General features: G+C 45.0%; 1 protein-coding gene. It reads left to right on the top strand.

The window, feature by feature from the left end:
* Positions 1 to 68 precede the first annotated feature (68 nt).
* Positions 69 to 1,624, top strand: a protein-coding gene (locus AB4Z50_RS35805) for an IS3 family transposase (RefSeq protein ID WP_441887251.1) whose coding sequence is annotated in 2 segments (ribosomal slippage) — positions 69 to 708 and positions 708 to 1,624 — 1,557 coding nt in all. Because the reading frame shifts where the segments join, the coding sequence is not laid out codon by codon here.
* Positions 1,625 to 1,670: the final 46 nt, after the last annotated feature.

A 1,670-nucleotide genomic window follows, 5' to 3' on the forward strand; every position in this document is an offset into this window, starting at 1 on the left:
TGATATGCTCCCCAAATAGTAGACAGGTGAAATAATAAAAAACCTGCTGCTGTGAGGGGAGCATTTTCATGTCTAAAGTTGAATATTGCGCATCGGAGAAACTTACCATTATCAAAGAGATCGAAAGTGGCGAGCTTGGCTTTATGGCCGCTGCATATAAATATGGGGTATCAAAAACAACCTTGGTGAAATGGCAACGCCGATTCGAAGTCTATGGTTTAAAAGGATTGGAGATTCGAACGAATAACCGTAGCTACTCTGAAGAACTTAAGCTACAGGCGGTGATGGATTACATCAAGGGGGAATTATCCCAATACGATATCATTGATAAATACAAGATAGCGAGTAGAACACAGCTATCGGACTGGGTGAAGAAGTATAATAGTCATAGCAGCTTAAAAACCTATAAAGGGGGAGCAATGGCTATGACGAAAGGACGTTCTACGACCTGGAAGGAACGGTTAGAGATTGTTCAGTATTGTATGACACATGACGAGGATTACGGTAAGACAGCGGAGCAGCATCAGGTCTCCTACCAACAGGTGTACCAGTGGGTGAAGAAATACCAAGACGGAGGACAAGAAGCGCTTCAGGATGGACGTGGACGTAAAAAAACCGAAGAAGAGTTAACGGACACAGACCACCAGAAGCTTGCCATGAAGAAGATGGAGGCGGAAATTGAACGTCTACGGGCAGAGAATGCATTCCTAAAAAAGTTAGAGGAACTCGAAAGAAGGCGACGCTAAGTCAAGTACGTCAAGAAAACATCTATCTTGCCATTCAAGCGGTACGGCAAGACGGGCAGTTCAGCATAAAGACGCTGTGTGAAATTGCAGAGATTCCACGGTCAAGCTATTACAAATGGCTGAACCGTAAGCCTAGTGTACGTGAACTAGAAAACCAAAAACTCACAAAAGCGATGTTCTCGCTGCATGAGAAGGTAGGCGGTATCTACGGGTACCGTCGATTAAAGCTTCACTTGTGCAAAGAAACGAAGCAGAAGATTAACCACAAGCGCATCCAGCGCCTCATGCGGCTACAAGGCATTCAGTCAGTGATTCGCCGCAGAAAACGAAAGAAATATGCAGCGTCAACGCCTCAGCACGTGGCTGAGAACCTGCTAAACCGCGAATTCACCGCGACAAAACCGAACGAAAAATGGGTAACCGATGTAACGGAATTCAAATATGGTCACGGTCAAAAGGCGTATTTAAGCGCCATCTTGGACCTCCACGACAACACCGTTGTGTCTCACGTATTCGGGCACTCGAACAACAATAGCCTCGTGTTTCAAACCGTCAAAAGGGCGATGAAGTCAGCATCAAAGAGCAAGCCCATGTTGCATAGTGACCGAGGCTTTCAATACACTTCTCTACGGTTCAAAAAGGTATTTGGGAAAAAAATAACCCACAGCATGTCTCGCGTAGGGAGATGCATCGATAACAGTCCCATAGAATCCTTCTGGGGAACCCTGAAGTGCGAAAAATATTATTTGCACACATACCAAACTTTTGAAGGGCTTGAACGGGACATTGAAGCCTACATCCACTTTTACAATAACGAACGATTACAGGCAAAACTAAACGGCCTCAGTCCAATGGAGTTTAGGACTAAGGCCGTTTAACAGGTTTTATTATTTGTAATGTCTACTTGACGGGGGGCAGTTCACT

Origin of the sequence: Paenibacillus sp. 2TAB26 (assembly GCF_052115145.1) — a bacterium.
Lineage (GTDB): Bacteria > Bacillota > Bacilli > Paenibacillales > Paenibacillaceae > Pristimantibacillus.